At 37.5% G+C, this 19118-nt stretch carries 16 protein-coding genes; 11 read left to right on the top strand and 5 right to left on the bottom strand.

Annotated elements, in window-relative coordinates; translation table 11 throughout:
* Positions 1 to 23 precede the first annotated feature (23 nt).
* The 4 genes from aspS (at position 24) to ABMA70_RS06115 (ending at position 5313) form a co-directional block, all read left to right on the top strand.
* Positions 24 to 1814 (top strand): aspartate--tRNA ligase, encoded by a 1791-nt coding sequence (gene aspS / locus ABMA70_RS06130; protein WP_392990956.1) that lies wholly within the window; start codon positions 24 to 26, stop codon positions 1812 to 1814.
* A 50-nt stretch (positions 1815 to 1864) separates the two neighbouring features.
* Positions 1865 to 3325: an SLC13 family permease gene (locus tag ABMA70_RS06125; RefSeq protein ID WP_392990958.1), complete on the top strand. Its 1461-nt coding sequence runs from the start codon at positions 1865 to 1867 to the stop codon at positions 3323 to 3325.
* A gap of 77 nt (positions 3326 to 3402) precedes the next feature.
* Positions 3403 to 4893 carry a hypothetical protein gene (locus ABMA70_RS06120; RefSeq protein ID WP_392990960.1) on the top strand — a complete coding sequence of 497 codons (1491 nt, stop codon included), beginning with the start codon at positions 3403 to 3405 and terminating at the stop codon, positions 4891 to 4893.
* A 45-nt stretch (positions 4894 to 4938) separates the two neighbouring features.
* Positions 4939 to 5313 carry a hypothetical protein gene (locus tag ABMA70_RS06115; protein WP_103216413.1) on the top strand — a complete coding sequence of 125 codons (375 nt, stop codon included), beginning with the start codon at positions 4939 to 4941 and terminating at the stop codon, positions 5311 to 5313.
* Between the two features lie 189 nt (positions 5314 to 5502).
* Here ABMA70_RS06115 and ABMA70_RS06110 read toward each other — a convergent pair whose 3' ends face one another.
* Together ABMA70_RS06110 and mutS are read right to left on the bottom strand one after the other, a co-directional pair.
* Positions 5503 to 6096, bottom strand: coding sequence for an RDD family protein (locus ABMA70_RS06110; protein ID WP_103216414.1), 594 nt, complete (start codon positions 6094 to 6096; stop codon positions 5503 to 5505).
* A 72-nt stretch (positions 6097 to 6168) separates the two neighbouring features.
* Entirely contained in the window at positions 6169 to 8862 is a 2694-nt protein-coding gene (gene mutS, locus ABMA70_RS06105) for a DNA mismatch repair protein MutS (RefSeq protein ID WP_103216415.1), read from the bottom strand.
* A 166-nt stretch (positions 8863 to 9028) separates the two neighbouring features.
* Here mutS and ABMA70_RS06100 point away from each other — a divergent pair, with 166 nt between their 5' ends.
* From ABMA70_RS06100 to ABMA70_RS06080, 5 genes are all read left to right on the top strand, one after another.
* Entirely contained in the window at positions 9029 to 9964 is a 936-nt protein-coding gene (locus tag ABMA70_RS06100) for an LptA/OstA family protein (RefSeq protein ID WP_392990962.1), read from the top strand.
* A gap of 7 nt (positions 9965 to 9971) precedes the next feature.
* The gene (lptB, locus tag ABMA70_RS06095) at positions 9972 to 10706 is read left to right on the top strand and encodes an LPS export ABC transporter ATP-binding protein (RefSeq protein WP_103216417.1); all 735 of its coding nucleotides are present in this window, start codon (positions 9972 to 9974) and stop codon (positions 10704 to 10706) included.
* A gap of 49 nt (positions 10707 to 10755) precedes the next feature.
* The gene (gene rpoN / locus ABMA70_RS06090; RefSeq protein ID WP_103216418.1) at positions 10756 to 12207 is read left to right on the top strand and encodes an RNA polymerase factor sigma-54; all 1452 of its coding nucleotides are present in this window, start codon (positions 10756 to 10758) and stop codon (positions 12205 to 12207) included.
* A 69-nt stretch (positions 12208 to 12276) separates the two neighbouring features.
* A complete protein-coding gene (hpf, locus tag ABMA70_RS06085; protein ID WP_392990965.1) occupies positions 12277 to 12642 on the top strand; it encodes a ribosome hibernation-promoting factor, HPF/YfiA family in 366 nt (121 codons plus the stop codon).
* 114 nt (positions 12643 to 12756) lie between these two features.
* Complete coding sequence (locus ABMA70_RS06080) at positions 12757 to 13557, top strand: DUF2608 domain-containing protein (RefSeq protein ID WP_158246755.1); 801 nt, start codon at positions 12757 to 12759, stop codon at positions 13555 to 13557.
* 33 nt (positions 13558 to 13590) lie between these two features.
* On the opposite strand, the gene ABMA70_RS06075 is transcribed toward ABMA70_RS06080, so the two are convergent.
* Entirely contained in the window at positions 13591 to 14145 is a 555-nt protein-coding gene (locus ABMA70_RS06075; RefSeq protein ID WP_392990967.1) for a hypothetical protein, read from the bottom strand.
* An 80-nt stretch (positions 14146 to 14225) separates the two neighbouring features.
* On the bottom strand, positions 14226 to 15053 hold the full coding sequence (locus tag ABMA70_RS06070) for a mechanosensitive ion channel family protein (protein ID WP_103216422.1): 828 nt from the start codon (positions 15051 to 15053) through the stop codon (positions 14226 to 14228).
* A 166-nt stretch (positions 15054 to 15219) separates the two neighbouring features.
* Here ABMA70_RS06070 and ABMA70_RS06065 point away from each other — a divergent pair, with 166 nt between their 5' ends.
* Positions 15220 to 16836 carry an ABC-F family ATP-binding cassette domain-containing protein gene (locus ABMA70_RS06065; RefSeq protein WP_103216423.1) on the top strand — a complete coding sequence of 539 codons (1617 nt, stop codon included), beginning with the start codon at positions 15220 to 15222 and terminating at the stop codon, positions 16834 to 16836.
* Positions 16836 to 17978: a cation:proton antiporter gene (locus tag ABMA70_RS06060; protein WP_392990970.1), complete on the top strand. Its 1143-nt coding sequence runs from the start codon at positions 16836 to 16838 to the stop codon at positions 17976 to 17978. Before ABMA70_RS06065 ends, ABMA70_RS06060 begins: the two co-directional genes overlap by 1 nt.
* Here the strand turns inward: ABMA70_RS06060 and ABMA70_RS06055 are convergent.
* Entirely contained in the window at positions 17975 to 19075 is a 1101-nt protein-coding gene (locus tag ABMA70_RS06055; protein WP_392990972.1) for a porin, read from the bottom strand. The genes ABMA70_RS06060 and ABMA70_RS06055 overlap by 4 nt on opposite strands.
* Positions 19076 to 19118: the final 43 nt, after the last annotated feature.

Below are 19118 nucleotides of genomic sequence, written 5' to 3'. Positions count from 1 at the left end.
AACTATATATCAAGAGGATTAGCATGTCACAGATTAAGGGTTTGATGAGAACTCACAATTTAGGAGAATTAAGGGCCGAGCACATCGGTAATGTAGTAACACTATGCGGTTGGGTAAATAAGAACCGCGACCTAGGTGGTCTAACTTTTATCGATTTACGAGATAAATTTGGTGTAACTCAACTTAACTTCACAAACTTCAAGGGCGACGCTGATCTTCTTAAAAAATGTCATCTTGAATCAGTTATCAAGGTTATTGGGACTGTTGCAGGACGTCCTGAAGAAGCGCTAAATAAGAATATGGCCACAGGAGAAGTTGAAGTTCACGTAACTGAACTAGAAGTTCTATCAGAGTGTGATATTAATAATATTCCATTTCTTCCATATGGTGCAACTGAAGCGACAGAAGATAACAAGCTTAAGTACCGCTACCTAGATTTAAGAACAAAGAAGCTTCAAGATATTCTAAAGCTTCGTTCTAAAATTACTCTAGACGTAAGAAATACAATGAGTGCAAACGACTTCATCGAAGTTGAAACACCAATTCTTTATAAGTCGACACCAGAAGGTGCTCGTGACTACGTTGTTCCATCTCGTGTTCACCCTGGTCACGTTTACGCTCTTCCACAGTCGCCACAGACACTTAAACAACTTCTTATGATTGGTGGAACTGATAAGTACTTCCAAATCTGTAAGTGCTTCCGTGACGAGGACTTAAGAGCTGACCGTCAGCCAGAGTTTACTCAAATCGATATTGAGGTTTCATTTGCTACTGAAGAGTATATGAAAAATATCGCAACTGATCTTATGAGAAATATCTTTGAATTAGGCGCTGATTTTGAAATTCCAGTTATGCATTACAACGATGCAATGAGAGACTACGGTTCAGATAAACCAGACGTACGTTTTGGATTAAAGCAACATATTGTTTCAGACATTTTTAAAGATACTGAATTTGGTGTTTTCAAATCAGCAATTGAAAGTGGTGGAATGGTTAAGACGATGTTCGTACCAGCTTCAATGGGAACATTTTCTCGTAAGATTCTTGATGGATTCGTTGATGTTGTAAAACCTCACGGTGGAAAAGGTGTTGCATTCTTTAAAGTTGAAGATGGTGCCGTTTCTGGTGGTATCTCTAAATTCATTACTGAAGAGGTTCTTGCAAGTTTATCAAGTCTTTCTGATTTAGATGGAGATGCAAAAAATGGAACATGGCTATTCTTTGCAGATCAAGAGGGAATTGTACACGATAGTGCAGATGCTCTTCGTCGCCACCTAGGGCGCGAGCTTGGTCTAATCAAAGACGGTTACGCATTCCTATGGGTAAATGACTTCCCATGTTTTGAAACTGATGAATCAAGATTCTATGCAAAACACCACCCATTCACTTCTCCTAAGATTAGTGAAATGGATAAATTTATGAACGAAGAGATCAATGTTAGCAATAAAACTCTTCGCGACCTTCCTGCTCAAGCATACGACCTCGTTTGTAACGGGTACGAGCTTGGTGGTGGATCAATTAGAATTCACAACGGTGCAGTTCAGGAAAGAATGTTTGAAGTTCTTGGTATGAGTGAAGAAGAAGTTGCTAATCAATTTGGGTTCTTTGTAAATGCGCTTAAGTACGGAACACCTCCACATGGTGGTATTGCTCTAGGTCTAGACCGTATCACAATGGTTAAGGCCGGAACTGATAATATTCGTGATGTAATCGCGTTCCCTAAGACAACGACAGCAAGTGATATGATGTCGAATGCACCATCTGTTCCTTCAAAAGAGCAGACTGATGAACTACACTTTGGTTTCTTAAAATAATTGTAGAAGGCCCTCTTATTAGGAGGGCCTCTTTTTTGGAATATTGATCTATGTTTAAAAGCTTGTACCGTGAATTCTTACATGAGTGGAAACATAGCTCGACAATGTCGGTGGTTTTTCAATTTCTTGGAATCGTCGCTTTCTTCTTAGTCTATACTTCAGATTTACAGCTCGAAACTAATGCAAAAACATTCTTAGCAATATTTTCTTATGTTGTTATTCAATGGCTTCTTTCAAGTACTCCTTTATTTATTTCAGGAATGATGGGAGTTGCTCTGACTGTTCTATTTGGTGTGGTTTCTTTTGAAGAAGCCTTCAGTAGTTTTAGCTCTCAGATTATCTTTCTGTTTATGGGAGGATTTCTTTTAGCGCGTGCGATGGAGAAGCTTGGCCTTGATCGAAAATTATCGGTGACGATTCTAAATACTCGCTTCATTGATGGTGACTTCAATCGTACTCTGGCCGTCGTTATTGGTGTCACTTGTCTATTTTCGATGTGGGTTTCAAATTCCGCTACAACTGCAATGATGCTGCCAATCGGTTTTGGCTTACTTAAGTCTTTTAAAGTGAAAGAAGAAAAGACAAAGCAGTATTTTTTATTAATTGTTGCCTATGCTGCATCCGTTGGTGGAATGGCCACTCCAATTGGTTCACCTCCAAACCTTATTACAATGGGACTACTTGAGCAGCATACAAATCAAGTTTTAACTTTTTGGGATTGGTGCAAGTTTGGCTTTCCCCTGACAATCTTCTTTTCAATAATTTTATTCTTCTATGCAAAGAGGAAAATTACTGAAGATATTAAGAAAGTTGATAAGAATGATCTCATGATGAGCTTAGGTAAGAATAATAAAATTACAAATAACGAAATACGCTTAATGCTCATTTTTACGATTACCATTTTCTTATGGTTTGCTCCAAGTTTATGCTCACTCATATTAGGTAAGGGGCATATCGTTTCAATATATGTTCAAAAATATTTAACAGCGGGGATGGTTGCTATCATTGCTGCTTGTACTCTTTTTATGGCACCAATTTATAGTCGTACAAAATTATTGGATCAAGATGATATTAAGACAATTGATTGGGGAACACTGTTACTCTTTGGCTCTGGTCTTTCTCTAGGATCGACACTTTTTAAAACAGGAATTGCCGATTTTGTGGCAAATAACTTGATTAGTATTTTTAGTAACTGGAGCTTTGCTGCTCTTCTTGTTCTTGTTGTTGGAATTTCAATATTACTCACTGAGCTTGTAAGCAATACTGCTGCGGCCAATGTTTTAGTTCCAATTCTGATTGCAGCAGCAACTCAAGCAAATTATTCAAGTATTACTGCGGCTTTTGTCGTGGCCTTTAGTTGTAATATGGCCTTTATGTTACCAGTTGCCACACCACCAAATGCAATTGTCTATGGAACAGGTCTCGTCCCTATGAATCGTATGATTAGCTTTGGCGTTATTCTCAATATTGTGGCATTTATTAGTTTGTCCCTAATTGTGATAATGTCTTAGCTTGGATGATTTTTCCTAATTTTATTTAGTTCATTAATTATTTAAGCGTACAAATTACTCACTCCGAATAGTCGAGTATGAAAGCACTTAAAATCGCCACGATATCAATTTGTTCTCTTTTAACCTTTGCCTTTGATGATAAGTTCGAAGACTTTGCCGAGATGGATGCATGTGTTGAATGTGTCATGGTTCAAGAACAGAATCAAAATATGAACTCTTCTGGGGGTGGCTATCCTGGTATGGGAATGGGCATGGGGGGCAGCTTTACGAATTACGGTGTTAATCTGAAAATGCCAGATAAAAAAGCGATTGCATCTGCATTTGCAAAAAATCAATTACAGTATCATATATCCCATTCAGCTAATGATACAGTGGACTTAGAAAGTTATTTCGCAAGTGTTGATCCAAAGAATGAGTTAAGTCGTAGTGAGCGTGAAAAATTGGTAACTGAGATTATAAGTAATTCCACAGCTCCATACTATGAATATAATGTAGAAACAAATACTGGTTTCTATAAAGTAAATCCCGCTATCGAACGTCTTATTCGTTCGGCCCAAGCTTCTGGCTATATTGTCGATAATGAGTCTTATAAAGATCTTGAGTTAGCAAAGGCCTATATTACTTTCGAAGGTGATGTGGATGGACTAATTAGTTATCTTAAAGAAAATTACAAAGGGGCCAAACTTGCAAAGGCAGCAAATCAATATCCTCGTTATATAGGTATGGATGCCAATGGAAACCTTTCAGACGACTATTATAAATTATTAAAGCTTTCTCTCGAATCTGGGGGACTTGATGATACAAAGGTTATGGAGTTAATTAGACAAGAGATTCTTTCAAGATCACTTGGAGGGAAACCATCTCCGATTTCTGATTTAATATCAAAGCATATTGATGTGGCAGAGTCTTATCGAAATGGGTTAGGAGATAATCTGGCATGTGAATTTGCTAAAGGGATTTATCTCAATACTAATCATATGAAAGAAACGATAAGTTCTACATATCCAGCAATGGCCACTTCTAGTAATTTATTTGGCTCTTATGAGCAGCAGGCCATCATGGAAGATCTCAAAAGCTCTGCCATTTTTAATAATATGAATAATCTTCTTCATTACCAGGCCCTAGGTGGAAGTATTGATACGGTTTGTGCTGATGGTATGTATCCAAGGGATTACCTCGAAGTTGCTCATAGAGAAGGGCTTCTTGATAATTTTGCGAAAGAAGAGCTCATCATCCTTGGACTTGTTCAGGATGATTGCTACAAAGATGTTTCTCGTCTTGAGTTAGCGAAGTTATGTGATGCTGCTTCAATTGCATATATTCTTGAAAGACAGACCAGGCGAAATCTTCAAATGTCTGAGCGTACAGAAAACTCAAATGTAAAACACAATTATATTGAGGGGAGAAATGGTTGTAGCATTTCTGTTCTAGATAATATTGTGAGAAAAGGTGGAAAGACAGTTGATCGAGAAGTTGAAGTTCTCTTAAATAGTGATGAAGTAATTTTAAGAACCAAGAGCATGGAGAAGCTAAAGGCCAGTATTAATAGCCTTTACGGAGACCAGTAAGTTCTTTGTTGCACGAAATCATAGGGGCAGATAAAATAGAATATTATGGCCCTTAGTTTAGAAAAAACTTTTGTTAAAACGACAAAGAATAAGATTAAAAATCGTATTGAAAATTCTGATGAATCTTTACTTGAGATTATACTCGATCATAAAGAGGAGCGTTCTCGTCGTACGCAAAAAGGTGAGCATAAGGCCTGTGTGAAAAGACCGTGGGATTCAAGTGATAGTTCTCAGCGTGATCTCTTTAATGGAAGTAGTGAAGGCTATAACAAGTCTAAGGTTGCTAATAAGACAGTTATGAAGCCATATCAAAAAGAGTGTGAGGGGAGTCGTCCGAGTAAGTCAGTGAGCTGTGACGAAAAACTAAAGTCACGTGTCGTGGGCCGTGCCAGCGAGATCTTCGCCAATCTCGAACTTTAGGGGCGCGGGTACCAATCGAGAATTCAATTATATAGAAGAGAGAATCATATCTAATTCTCACTTTTCCATGAAATTTTTAATGAATTAGCCTCGAAGCATCGCTTTATGGAGTGTTCGTTATTGTATTTTTGTGAATTTAAGAAATAATTCTTAGTTAAGTATCCGAATTCTCGATTGGTACCCGCGCCCCTAACCGAATAGGCTGATTTGTTCAACTTCTTCAACTGGCTCGGTATCTGCTTGGATCTCTGCTAGTGCATAAGCGAATTCTTCTGTACTGATCACATGAGTTTGAGAGATGAAGTCCTGCACACCTTTTTGATCATGTCTTAAGAAGTTGATCACAAGTGGTAAAAAGAAAAGTAGGTTAGCGAAAACATAGCCGATTGAGCGTCCAAAGCAATCAAGGGCACTTAATGGCTCAGTTACATCGTGTGACTTCACAACCTTTAACTTGAAAAATGCTTTCCCTAAAGTCTGTCCATTTCCTAAGTAGTAAGAAAAGAAGAAGTAGCTAAAGAACATGATTGCAAGTGATAGCTGTGTTGTCTGACTCTGAAATGCCATTGATGAAACCTTTGGCGAAGTCGAAATATTTGAAATGAAATTATTTACAAATGAAAGCCAAATAAAAGTTAGTGCCTTATTGGCAAAAACCACAAGATAAATATCTAGGATAAAAGCGTAGAATCTCTTTCTAAGACGATCTTGTCTTATCTTCTTAGCGGCTTTGCTTTTTTTGTAGTAATCGTAAATTTCAGATAGCTTATTATTCGTGCTCATACTGTATTTATCGGTATGAACGCTGAAGATTAAAAGAAAGGGCGCTTTAGAAAGCGCCCTTGGAAATTATTTCTAGTTTAAAGTAATTTGATCAACTAATTCATTGAGCTTATTTAGGGCCTGAATAGGAGTTAAGTTGTTGATATCGACTTTTGATAAGTGATCCTCAACTTGTTTCAAGTACTCAGGTATTTCTGCTGGTGTTTGTACACTGAAGAAATCTAATTGTTCGCTATGATCACTATCAAGTAAGGCTTGAGATACGCTTGATTCCTTTTCCATGCTCTTAAGAATTGATTGTGAACGCTTAAGTACAGTTGGAGGAAGGCCTGCAAGTTTGGCAACGTAGATACCAAATGATTGTGAAGCGGCTTGTTCAACGAGACGATATAGGAATTTAACATTTCCTCTATGGTTTTGCGTTTCTACTGTAAGGTTTTTTGCCTCAGGGTAGCGATCCGCAAGATCAATTAGCTCATGGTAGTGAGTTGCAAATAGACAAAGTGCTTTTGTGTTCTCAATGAAGTGTTCAACTAGGGCCCAAGCGATTGAAAGGCCATCATAAGTTGAAGTACCACGTCCCACTTCATCAAGAATGATAAGTGACTTATCTGTTGCGTGTCTTAGGATCTCAGCTGTTTCGGCCATTTCCACCATAAAAGTCGATTGTCCTTTTAGGATGTCATCACTTGCACCAAGACGACTGAATAGGAAGTCGCAAATGCTAACTTTGGCATTATCTGCAGGAACGAATGATCCAATTTGTGTTAGAAGTTGGATGATCGCAATCTCACGCATAACTGTTGTTTTACCGGCCATGTTGGGACCAGTAATAAGACCGAAGTATGTTTCATCATTAAGTTTAAGGTCGTGCGGAATGAATTGATCTTTGATGGCAGCTTTAATTAGTGGGTGCCATGCTCCGCGAATATCCATGTCACGAGACTTTTCAGAAATAGTTGGTCTTGAGAATTCTTCGTTTCGTGCAATCCAAGAAAGTGATTGAAGAGTATCTGTTGCAGATAGGATATTTGCTAGCATTTGAATTGCATGGCTTAAATCCGTGATCTGCTTAATTAGCCCTTTAAAGATTTCTCTTTCAAGTTTTTCTAGCTTTTCGCGTGCAACAACAACTTCTTTTTCAAATTGAGTTAGCTCTTCAGTTGCGTACCTCTCAGAGTTAACAAGAGTTTGCCTGCGAATAAAATTTGCAGGAACTTTATCTGAATGAGTTTTAGAAACTTCAATGAAGTAGCCAGCAACATTATTTGATTTAATACGTAGCTTTTGAATTCCTGTTTCTTCGCGGTAGCGATTTTCTAGTTCGACTAGAGCTTGGGCCGTATTTTGAGAAATCTTTGCAAGGTGGTCACGTGTCTCATTTGCGCCTTCTCTGATTAAGTTACCCTTATCGAGATTTGCACCTATTTCATCGTTAATTGTCTTTTTAATATCATCACGAAGCTTGAATAAATTCGTTTTGTCTTCCGTTTTCATTTCTTTAAAGACATTTGTTGGAAGCTCGCTTAGCGAATTTGTTAATTCTTCGTATACATCGACTGCACTTGAAATATTTAAAAGGTCCCCAGCATTTGCACGGTTTGTCGCGGCCTTCGCTAGGATTCTTTCAAGATCGCGAACGTTATTTAAAGCCTCGCGAGTATCTTGTAAAAGATCATCATGTTTTAAAAAGAACTCAATTGTATCAAGACGATTTGTGATTTCTTTTCGATCTGTTAGTGGGTTTGTGAAAACAGTTTTTAGTTTTCTTGAACCCATTGATGTTTTTGTCTTATCCATAAAGCCAAGAAGTGAGTCTTTATAAGTTTCACGTGACTTTGGAAGTATCTCTAATCCTGTAAGAGTAGGGATTGTAACCTTCATGCTACCCGTGCGATCAGATAGACTGAAAGCGTGGAGGTGAGTGAACTCTTCATGATTTTGAGTCGAACAAATATAATATGAAAGCGCTCCAATTGGGCCGAGAACACTTTGGTTTTCATTTAAAAGTTGATCACGTTTATAAGTTGGAATTAACTTTTCAAGATAAACACTTGAGTACTTTTCATTAAAATATTCTTTTGAAAGGTGAGTGACAAGAGTTCCATTGTGCTCATTAAGAGTAGCGACACTCTCATACTTATCCCACTGTCCTAAGTATGTAATGAACTCTTTAGGATGAAGGACGCGAATTTTTTCAATAAAGTCTTCAAAGCTATCAAGAATAAAACCTTTGAAGAATCCAGTTGTAAAATCAATGGCAACAATTTCAAAGCGGCCATTTACTTCATTACAGGCAAGAATGAATTGGTCTTCTTTTGAATCTGTTTTATCGAGATCGTAAGGCATCCCTGGAGAGACAACTTGAGTAACAGCTCTTTTAACAATCCCCTTTGCTTCTTTTGGGTTTTCGACTTGTTCACAAATTGCGACTTTAAGTCCCTCGCTTGAGAAGCGATCGATATAAGTTGCAGCTGCATGGTGTGGAATTCCTGCCATAGGAATTTTGTGTTCACCAAGTTTTCCTCTGTGAGTGAGTGCAATATTTAGAATTTTAGATGCATTGATTGCATCTTCAAAGAAGACTTCGTAAAAGTCACCCATGCGAAACATTAGCATATGGTCACGATAGTTCACTTTGATTTCGTGATATTGGGCCATCATTGGTGTAAGCTTTACGCCTTCGGCAACGATTTTTTCAATCTCTAAAGTCATGTTATTGATTCCCTTAAGTGTTGTGTATTCTTGAGCGATTAAGTCTACCAAATACACCACCAATGGAAAAGACTTCAATACTTACAATTGGCATGACGCACTTATTTGTCGTAAAATAGAAGGACGTAAATAGCTGATTATTTACATAAACTGAAGGAAGTTGTTTTTGCTAAGCGTTGGACAACGTTTGTCAATCTGGTTATTTCTTATTGGCATCATGACATCAACATTATTTGGACTCTTTAGCCGTTACGAAGACGAGGACTTAGAACAGTCGATGACGGATCTTTTGAACCAAGATATTTATTCGTATTTTAAAAATGTTAAGTACTTTAAAAAGACAGATAAAGATGCTCGCTATCACCTTGAAGCGGCAGAGGTTTCTCAAAATTTAACAACAGATGTTCTTATTCTAACAGAGCCTAATGGGGTTCTTATTAACGATCATCAAGCAGAGCCAATGTATTACGATGCTTACACTGGTGTCTTGAACGCGAAGGAAAAATATCTTTCTCTTAGAGGAAAGGTCGTTCTTAGAAATCGCAATATGAGTATTAAGTCAGAGAGTATGAATTATTCAGATAATTCTCAGGTTGTGAATTTCCGTGGCAAGACAGAATCGATTTCAAAAGATTTTGATTCGGCTTATGAAGTCGCGGTAAATGCAGATGAGCTAAGTTATAATCTTGTGACAGAAGTTGGAACTTATGACGGAAATGTTGAGGGAAGGGTTCAAAGAGTGAGGGCCTATGAGGACTCGGTTAAGTTTTTTGCAGACTCAATTATTGTTGATAAGAGCAATCGCAATGCCAACATGAGTGGAAATGTAAAATTTCAGAAATCTCAACTACTTGCAAGTGCCCGAAATGGCGAAATCTATCTAGATAACTACAATAAAAAACTCAAGTATTATGCACTATATGACGATGTGGTCATTGAGGAAACTGTTTCTCCTAAGGGACAAGTTCCTTTTAAAAGAAAGGCTTTTAGTGAGCGACTTGAGGGATATATGGCAGAGGATAAAATTGTTCTGCTTGGTCTCCCACGGGTTTATCAAAAGAAAGACGTTTTAAAAGGAAATACAATTGTTCTTAGGCGTGACATCGAGACCATAGAAGTTGATGATGCTAATACGAACTTTAAAATAAGGTAATAGCAGCATGGTTGAAGAAATCGCACAATTATCAGCTCATGGTTTAAAGAAAGTCTACGGCGGCAGAGAAGTCGTAAAAGGCGTTTCAATCGATGTTAAGCAAGGAGAAGTCGTAGGACTACTCGGCCCAAACGGTGCTGGTAAGACAACATCGTTTTATATGATGGTAGGGCTAGTTAAGGCAGATGAAGGAACAATAGATTTATCTGGCGAAGACTTAACAGAGCAACCAATTCATATTAGGGCATTAAAGGGAGTTGGTTATCTTCCACAAGAAGCCAGCATCTTTAGAGATTTAACAGTTGAGGCCAATATCTTCTCGGTACTAGAAAATCGAGAACTACCAAGGGCCAAGAAGAAGACACTTCTTGATAACTTGATAGCAGACTTTGGACTTGGACATATTAGAAAATCTCTTGGTTCAGCTCTTTCCGGTGGTGAAAGAAGAAGAGTTGAGATTGCACGAACTCTGGCACTTGAGCCTAAGTTTGTTCTTCTCGACGAGCCTTTTGCTGGAGTTGACCCGTTAGCAGTTAATGACATTCAAAGTGTTATTAACAGTCTAAAGAGAAGGAATATCGGTGTACTAATCACCGACCACAACGTGAGAGAAACATTAGGAGTAGTTGATCGCGCGTTTATTATGAGTAGTGGAGAATTACTTGTAAGTGGGACACCGGATGAAATTGTAAACAATGAAAGAGCAAGGAAGTTCTATCTTGGTGAAGAATTTAGAATGTAGCTAGACCAAGCAAATAAGCTGGTCTGGTTACTAAGAATAAGGAACCAATATGGCCACAAAACTTTCGCAGAATCTCAGTCAAACTCAGCAGCTCGTGATGACGCCGCAGCTTCAGCAGGCGATTAAATTACTGACATTAAGCCATTTAGAAATGACAGATGTCATCGCTAAGGAGATGGTAGAAAATCCAATGCTGGAAGAGTTTTCACCTGGTGAAAGTGATTACAAACTTGATAAATTAGAGAGTCAAACTAAAGAAGCCAAGGCCGACGATTTTAAAGAAGAGGCCATGATGAGTAGTGGCGATGATATGGATTGGCAAAAGTATGTCGATAGTTATAACTCGACGACATACGAGCCAAATATGGCCGCACCTTCTCTTAGTCCAGACGATATGCCTAATTATGAGAATATGGTTTCAAAGGGAGAGTCCCTTGCTGAACACCTTGAATGGCAGCTTCGTATGGAAGCTTTAAACGATGTCGAGATTGATTTTGCCATTGAGGTTATTGGAAATATCAATGATGATGGCTATCTGTCATGTCCATTTGATGAGCTTATTGAAAAAACAAAATTAGAGCGTGAGCACTGTCTAGATATTTTAGAAATTGTTCAACGTCTTGATCCAGTTGGCTGTGGTGCTCAAGACCTTGTTGACTGTCTGCTAGCTCAAGCAAGAATTGCAGAAGAGCGTTCACCGCTTTTAGAGAAGCTAATTCGTTTTCATTTAACAAATCTAAAAAATAGAGATTATAAGAAAATCACTGCAGACACTGGAGTATCAGAAGAACAGATTATTGAAACTGCAAAACTGCTTCATAATTTTCACCCTAAACCAGGACGTCTTGTAGGTGGTGGAGATACTCATTACGTAACACCTGATGTATTTGTTGTTGAAGTAGGGGGAGAGTTCGTTGTTCAGGTTAATGACGATGGTGTACCAAGATTAAGAATTTCTAAAATGTATCAGGATATGCTTAATCAAGCAGAATCCCTGAAAAATAAAGAAGCTAAAGAATTCGTAGAAGAAAAACTTAAGTCGGCTTTATGGCTAATAAAGTCTATAAATAAGAGACAGCGTACAATTGATCAAGTGGCAAAATCAATTGTGAAAAAGCAGCAGCAATTTTTTAAGAAGGGGCCAAAACATTTAAAGCCTATGGTTCTAAAAGATGTTGCTAATGAGCTGGGAGTTCACGAGTCAACAGTGTCTCGTGCTACTTCAAATAAGTATATGCATACACCAATTGGCCTATTTGAATTGAAGTATTTTTTCAATGCGGGAATCGGTGGAGACAAAGGTGGAATCGACGTTGCAGGTGAAGTTCTAAAATTAAAAATTAAGGAACTTATCGACAATGAAAATGAGAAGAAACCTTTATCGGATCAAAAGATTGCCGACCTTTTGAGCCAAGAAGATGTGAAGGTTGCGAGACGTACAGTCGCTAAGTATAGAGAAATGCTTGGGATTTTGTCGTCGTCAAAAAGAAAAGTAAAATAGCTCGATATTTTGGAGAAACTGCCGATAGGTTTAGCCAAGATACTATACACATAGAGGAGAACGTATTTTATGAAAGTAACAGTAAGTTTTAGACACCTAGATCATACGCCAGCACTTGATGAGAGAATCCAAGAAAAGTCAGAAAAAATCGCAAAATACCTTGATGGAAATCTACATCTAAAATGGAGTTGTGAGGTTAGGGATGGTCGCGAACACTATGCCGAAGTTGAAGTAATTGGACCGAAGTTCGATTACCATGCGAAAGCTCACTCTGATAGCCTATATAAGACCATTGATCTTGTTGTTGCTAAGATTGAAAAACAGGTACAAAGAAAGAAAGAAAAAATGCTTAATAAGAAAAAGATGCCTCACAAAGACATGGAAATCCTCGAACCAAACGATGCGTGGATGGACTATGATGATATGGCGTCTTAATCAGTCAATATAAACATACTTTCTGTATATTTTGCATATAAAGCCTTCCGTTATGGAAGGCTTTTATTTTGCCTCCTTTACTGGTATGCTTGCTGGTCAAGAAAAGGAGACATGATGAAATATATAATTTCTATTTTAATCGCTTTTAGCGCCCTATCTTATCAGGAGATAGCTTCTCACTCTGACTTTTATAAGAAGATTGTTGAGTATACTAAGAAGAATAAATTAAAAACAAGTGATGTTCTTGTTGTCTATGATATCGATAACACTCTTTTAAGATTCAAAACAAGCTTTGGTAGTGATCAGTGGTATAACTGGCAGAAGGAACAAATTAACAATGGTTGTCCGGTTCATTGTATTGCCAAGTCAGTTAATGAAATGCTTGAGTACTCTTATAAAGCAACATTTATTTCTGATATGATTCTAGTTGAAAAAGAAATTCCAAGACTGATCGAAAAACTACAAGAGACAGGTTACGGAGTAACTTCTATCACTTCTAGAGGTCCTGTTAATTATCCTGCAACAGTTCGAGAAATGAATAAGAATGGAATTAATCTTAATAAAGTAAATGCCCCAAGACTTCCATTTATGACAAAGTTACAAGGAAGAGAAGTACGTTATGCTGATGGTATCTTTATGACTTCAGGACTTAATAAGGGCCAAATGCTTACTCACTTAATTAATCGTCCAGGGATTAACAAGAAGTATAAAGCAGTCTTCTTCTTAGATGATCGTCTAAAGCATATGAAGAGTATGGATAAAGAGTATAAGAATAATAAAGCGAATAAGCTTGCTGTCTTTGCCTATCGTCTAACGACAACTGATGCTATCGTAAAAGAGTTTAACGAATCAGATAAGAAGCTTGAAATACGAATTGGTGAAGAATTTAAAAAATTAAATAAAGATTTAAATTAAAAAATAAAAAAGCCTTCGTAAGAAGGCTTTTTTTTAATATGAAGTTGTTGTGCAAACTGTATTCATTCCATGAGTTGTACATGTCGTTCTACCTGTACGATTCGTTCTAAAGCTACCATCCCAGCTATCTTGCTCATGTTGTCTAACCCTTAAGTAAGCCGATAGTGAATCTCTTTCTTGCTTAGAAAGATAGATGCTATCTCCATTTTCAATGGCATTAGCTAGTTCTTTAAAATCAACTCCAGCATCTTCTCTAATTGTTAGCATACGTTGACTAAGTTTTACTGGATAGCGCTTAGCTTCCCAATTTTCTTTGATATGAGTTTTTGATGCTTTCCTATATCTTTTACCATCGGATGCTTTAATCGAGAAAAGTCTGAATTTGAAAATAACACCATTCTCATTCTTCATTGTATTGTTAGATTGGTGCCAGTATCTAAGTCCATCACTTCCGATGATAAGCCCTTGGTCTTCATCAAAATATGAACCAGCTTGATCAAATGGGGCCAGCTCTGTAGGAGCTCCATTGGCCTGAATACACGTAATTGAGATTAGTGTGAATAAGAATATTCTTAAGATATTTTTCATAATTTCTCCCTACTGAAATTGTAGGGGTTAAATATCTTATATTGAAAGTCGCTGTCTAGAGACAGTTTGGCACCAGTCTCTTACTTATAAAATTCTCGCAAGAAATCTTTAAGAATCTTCTGTTCTACAGAGCCTTTCGTTCTTGCTGGGGCCGTTATTCTAACATTGAGTTCGATCTCATCTTTACTAGTAAAATTGATTTGAACACGTGGTTTTAGAATAGGTGTTTCTAAGTGAGACTTTGTGAATAGTTTGTTTAAAACAACTTGGGCCTGCTCAAAATATTCAGAACAATAGAATTCTGATTTCTCAAGAAGAATTCTTTCCGCTTTTTCCCAATCACAATCTGGAGAGAGAACAACTTTAAAAGTATGAAGAACAAAACTCTTTAAAAATGATTCATTCGTTACTCGATTTGTTAAGAATATTGAGTTTGGAATAATAACAGAGCGTCCTGTATAGTTGTGAGATGTTTTATTTGGTCCAACTTCTAATAGAGTTGTCGTGAATAGGTCTCGGTCGATAACACTTCCGCGCTTGCCATCAATCTCAATAGTATCCCCAATAATAAATCCACCAGAAAACGTCTTATAGATACCACCCATAATATTAAGAGAGAGCTCTTTTGTGATGAGGACTATGGCAACCATTAGGGCGGCAAGTGAGAAGGCCAGGTTTTTCAACTCAGTTGAATAAATATAAAGAGTAATAAAGACGAAGATAATCGTTAACGAAATATTTGTGTTAACAACATAGCGTCTTTTCGTTTCAATATTTATGCTACTAGTCTTTTTCAAAATGAAAGAAAAGATATGGTTAGTTAAATAGAAAAGAATCAGTACTAATGTGACATAAACTGATTTTTTAATTTCACCTTGTGTATCAACGAATATATTTTCTAAAGTCATAGGCAAATTATAAGGCTAAATAGCTGATTTCCAAACGATTAAATGCGTTAAAAGTGTCGAATCTTAAAGACATATTTAGAAGTGCCATGCTAGACTGAACTTATTCGTATATTCAGATTAAATAGCAGCTAAATAAATATTAAAAGTTGAGTGGGATTTACAGCATATGTTAAATGTTTCCAATATTTCAAAAATCCAAAGTAGTGAAACCTTATATAGCGGTGGAAGCTTTCAAATAAATCCTGGCGAAAAGGTTGGGCTAGTTGGTCCAAACGGAGCTGGGAAAACAACTTTATTTCGTATGATTATTGGTGAGGAGAAACCTGATGAAGGCCAAATCTCTTTTCCTGATAAATTGCGTTGGGCCTATTTCTCTCAAAAAGTAGGGGAGATGGCAGGGCAGACGGCAAAAGAAGTCGTTATGTCTGGAGACGTAAAAGTTGCTGAGCTAGCACAACAGCTTAAAGAATTTGAAGACAAGTTAGCTGATTGTGCCAATATGAGTGACGATGAGATGAATGATGTCCTGATGAAAATGGGAGACGTTCAGTCAGAGTTTGAAAAGCGTGGTGGCTATGATCTTGAAACACGTGCTGAGGAAGTTCTAACAGGACTAGGGATTATGCCTGTTGATCATAATAAGATGATTGAAGACTTCTCTGGTGGATGGAAGATGCGTATTGCTCTTGCTCGTGTTCTTGTAATTAATCCTGAACTTATCCTAATGGATGAGCCTACCAACTACCTCGATATGGAATCGATTCTTTGGCTTGAAGACTGGCTAAAGAATTTTAAGGGCGGAATCTTTATGACGACCCACGATCGTGATTTCATGAATAATGTTTGTAATAAGATTGTGGAAATTGCTCATAAGAGAATTACGACTTATACAGGTAATTACGACTTCTACGAGAAAGAAAGAGACCTTCGTCGTGAACAATTAATTGCTCAAGCTTCTCGTCAAGCTGATATGCTAGCAAAAGAAGAAGAGTTCATTGCAAAATTTAAGGCACGTGCTTCACATGCTGCTCAAGTTCAATCTCGAGTGAAGAAGCTTGAAAAAATTGATCGTATTGAAGTTCCTGCTGAGGAAGAAACAATTAACTTTCAATTCCCAACGCCTCCAAGAGGTGGGGATGATGTTGTTATCATTAAAGATCTTTCAAAATCATGGCCACTGTCTGACGGAAGTGCGCATGAAGTCTTTCATGGACTATCAACAACAGTTAAAAGAACAAATAAAATCGCCGTAGTTGGTGTAAATGGTGCGGGTAAGTCAACGCTTTTAAAGTGTATTACTGCTCATACTGAACCAACTGCTGGAACAGTAGCGATTGGCCCTAGTATCAAGATCGGATACTTCTCTCAATACTCACTGGAAGTTCTAAATCCAGAATCAAGTGTTTTTGATGAAGTTAGAAAAGATCTACCAATGGCAAGTGATGGGTATGTTAGAAACCTACTTGCGGCCTTCTTATTTAGAGGCCAAGACGTTGATAAGAAAGTTAAGTACCTTTCAGGGGGAGAGAAGTCTCGTCTTGTTATGGCCGTACTACTTTCGCAAAATAATAATTTCTTAGTTCTAGATGAGCCGACAAACCACCTTGATATTAAATCAAGAGAGGTTCTACTGGATGCACTTAAACGTTATGAGGGAACGGTAATGTTTGTATCCCACGATAGACACTTTCTTAGTGAATTAGCTGAAAATGTTTACGAAGTGGATAAGGGGGAAGTACGCATCTTCCCGGGATCATACGTTGAATACATGGAGAGACAATAATGATTAACTTGCAGAATACGGAAGTACAGTACTTATTACTGTTTACAATTCTTCTCATTCTTCCAAAACTTTTACTTCGATTCCAAATCCCAATTGGTATCTCATCAATCTTCTTAGGGATTGCTGCTGGTCTTGGGCTTGGATGGTTTCAAAATGATGATCTACTACTAATGCTTTCTCGCTTGGGGATCACATCTTTATTCTTATTCGCTGGTTTTGAAGTTGAATTTGAAGAACTGAAGCAGAATTGGAAAGAGCTCCTATCCGGGGTTACCCAGACTATCTCCATCACACTTATTGTTGCTTTTGGGATACACTTCTTCTTTTCAATTAGTTTCCGTGCAGCAACTTTAATTGCACTTGGTATCATGACTCCTTCAACAGGCTTCATCTTAAACTCATTAAAGAATTATGGGTTTAGTGAAGGGCAGGAGTACTGGATTAGATCAAAAGCAATTTCTAAGGAGATCTCTGCCATCTTACTGCTATTTATTACTCTTCAGTCGGAGAGCTTAGTTAACCTTGGTAGTTCTACCTTTATTTTAGTTGCCCTTAGTGTCTTTTTACCCCTTTCTTACAAATTATTTTTCAAATATATCGCTCCATATGCAAAGGATTCAGAAGTTGGTTTCTTAATTCTTACTGCACTTATTTGTGGTGTTATCACAAAGAAGATTGGAACATACTATTTAGTAGGTGCATTCCTTGTAGGATTTATTGCTTCTGAATTTAAGCACTTTGGAAAATCTGAGAAGTCAGAAGAAATTCTAAAAAACCTACAGATGTTCTTTTCTTTCTTCATTCCATTCTACTTCTTTAAGGCCGGTGTAGGCTTTACGCAAGATCTATTTACAATGGATGGACTATATATTGGATTAGCTTTCTTAGGAATTTTCATTCCTCTAAGAATCTTCAACACATACTCAAATATGAAATTCTTTATGCAGGATTTTTGGCCAGACCGTAAAGAGATTACTGTTTCATTGCTACCGACACTTATCTTTGGTTTAGTTATGGCCCAGATTGCTAAGGAGCGCTTTGAGGTTCCTTTAGAGATTATCTCTGGTCTTGTTATCTACACTCTTGTTTCAAGTGTAATTCCGGCCTTTATATTTAAAAAAGTTCCACCTGAAAATTATTAGAAATACATGGTTGCGCCTAAAATGAGCTGATTGTTCTTTGGGCGCATACCACTGGCATCGACACTATCATCAAATACATATTCAATACCTAATTCATACTGATCATTTGTATACATATATGAGCCAAGAATTTTAGACATTTCATAATCATCCAGTCCATCGTCATCAGAAGTTTGCCAATTGTATCCAATCATAAACTGGTGAAATGGATTGAAGCGCCAACCCATAATTGCCTCGACATTATCAGTTCTTACGAATCTGCCATCAATTAATTCGAGGTCTTTTGTATCACCGTAGACTGCGGCGATAAAAAGGTTTTTAAAATAATAATTTGCTCCAACGGTAACTGAAAGTTTAGCAATTTCAACTCCATTATTATTTGAATTTAAATTAATCGCTGCAATTCCAACTTTGTAATTTTTTTTAACAATTCTTAGAGAAGCGGCAATTGAATGCTCAAGAGTGAGGACTGCATCGTCAATTCCATCGCCATCAGAATCGTATTCGGCCGTTTCATCTCCTGTAAACTTTGTTTGGGCCCCAAAATGTAGGTCACCAATTTTGTAGCGAAATTCCAAAAGATCTACACCACGAGAAGTTCCAATGACTTCACTATTAGCAGTAAAAGTAGAGGAGGCAAAGGCACCAGTGACCATAAAGATATCAGTCATTTCTGTTACGTCATACCAGACAGACCAGTTCTTTCCTATTGTGGCATTGAAATCTCCGTTTTCAATCCAAAGATAAGCTAGCCTAGTAGAAAAGGGCCGGTCGCTAGTATTGTCAATTTGAAAGCGTCCCGTGGTGTTGGGGATGCTTTGTATGCTCTGGCTCGTATTGCTGGTATTGATTCCAAACTCAGCACGAAGACCAGTGGTGAACTTCTCGATTAGGCCATCTCTCTTATATTTAAAACCAAATCGAGAAGAGTTATTATTTAATGATTGAGCTCCATCTTGACCAATGGCCGCCATGGATATTTTACCGTAGAGACTGAAGTCATCGCCGAGGTTCTTAGCTGTGATTGTACTTGAATAAAGAAATGAACTCGCGCATATAGAAAATGCGAGAGACCTTCTTAAATTATTAACCCACATAGAATCCTCACTCAAATCAATAATCGATAAATTAATTTTAGTA

This window comes from Halobacteriovorax sp. XZX-3 (genome assembly GCF_043196495.1).
In the GTDB taxonomy this organism is placed as follows: Bacteria; Bdellovibrionota; Bacteriovoracia; order Bacteriovoracales; family Bacteriovoracaceae; genus Halobacteriovorax_A.
The sequence above is the reverse complement of the archived record's forward strand: the minus strand, read 5'-3'. Positions and strand labels throughout refer to the sequence as shown.